Source organism: uncultured Amaricoccus sp. (assembly GCF_937858865.1).
GTDB lineage: Bacteria > Pseudomonadota > Alphaproteobacteria > Rhodobacterales > Rhodobacteraceae > Amaricoccus.
In genome coordinates this window covers 1-1455 of record NZ_CALLYO010000044.1, presented here as the reverse complement: position 1 = coordinate 1455, position 1455 = coordinate 1, and the positions used below count along the sequence as shown (strand labels likewise).

Here is a 1455-nt window from a genome sequence, read left to right as displayed (position 1 = left end):
GGGTCGCGGCTGGTGACCGCGCAGAAGGCGCTCTGGTAGAAGACGCGCTTGAGCGCCTTGTCGCCACCGTAGGCGCGCCGCCATCCCGAGCGCTTTCCCGACTGGCGCTGCACCGGCGCGAGGCCAGCGGCGGAGGCGAGCGCATCGGCCGAGCCGAAGCGCCGGATGTCGCCGGTGCAGGCGATGAACTCTGCCGCGAGCACCGCCCCCATCCCCGGCAGGGAACGGATGAGGGCGCCGTCAGGGTGGTCGGCCAGCAGGGTTTCGAGGTCGCGGTCGATCCGCGCGATCTTCGTCCTGGCGTCGAGCCCCTCGGCGGCCAGCTCGCGGATCAAGGCGGCCGTCACGGCCTCGCCCGGGACGGCGATCCGCTGCGCGCGGGCGGCCTCCAGCGCCCGGTCGGCCAGCGCCTCGATCCCGTGCAGGTGCGGCGTCTTCCTGAGGTGCCCCACGATCCTCGCCCGGCCGGCGCCCCGGATCTCGGCGGGCGTGACATAGCGCGCCAGCAGCGCAAGCGGGCCCTTGCAGGTCACGTCGAGCGTCCGCTCCAGGCCGGGGTGGATGCCGCAGAGAAGCCCCCGTATCCGGCTGAGGCGGCGGGTCTGGTCCTGGACCAGTTCGCGCCGCCGTCCGACCTTGAGCCGGAGGGCGACGAGCGTATCGTCGTCAGGCAGGATCCTGCGCAGGTCGCGGGTTCGCACCAGCTCGGCGATGGTTCGGGCGTCCCGCGGGTCCGACTTGCGCTCGCCCCCGACGAAGCCCTGACCGGCTCGGTTGACTGCGATCCCGGGCGCGTAGACGAGTTCGAAGCCTTCGGCCAGCAGCATGGCTTCGAGGAAGTGCGCGAAGGAGCCCACGACATCGAGGCCGATCACCACTTCGCCCCCGAGCCCGCGCAGCTGCGCCACCAGGGCATCGATCGCCTGCGCGTCGTTCTCGACCGCGCGGTCGAGAACGACGCGGCCTCCCTCGTCGATGCCTACCGCCCAATGGATCACCTTAGCCGCGTCGATGCCGATGCAGATCCGCATGGAACCACCTTCCCTCAGCTTCCGGACCGCGTGCCCCCTCTCGCCTGCATCGCCTTACACAGCCATCGAGGGCATCGCGTAATCAGCGGTCGATCAAGGGCGGCGATGCGGGCGGCTCAGCGACCCAAGCCATCCACGGCAGCCGGCATGACAGCCATACCCGCATCACCTGCGCCTCGGCAGCTTCTCACCGCCGAAGACGCTATGAAAAGGGGTAAGGCCGGCTGACCGGCGCTCTCCGAAAACCCGTTAACCGCCATGAAGATCGCGTTAATGCCGGAGCGAGTATTCAGCGACTTCAATGCCTTGGGTGGAGTCGCACGCGTGCGACTCCGTGCGGACGCGGCCGTTCAGCGAGGCGATCCGATGGTGTCAATCGGCACGGAATCCTGCCCCCCGATCGGCGTCGAACTTTGACCCCCCG

1 protein-coding gene is annotated in these 1455 nt (G+C 69.8%); it reads right to left on the bottom strand.

Translation table 11 applies throughout. The annotated features are described in order from the left end of the window. On the bottom strand, positions 1 to 1031 hold a 1031-nt coding region (locus Q0112_RS01155), incomplete at its 3' end, for an IS110 family transposase (protein WP_297970354.1). Positions 1032 to 1455: the final 424 nt, after the last annotated feature.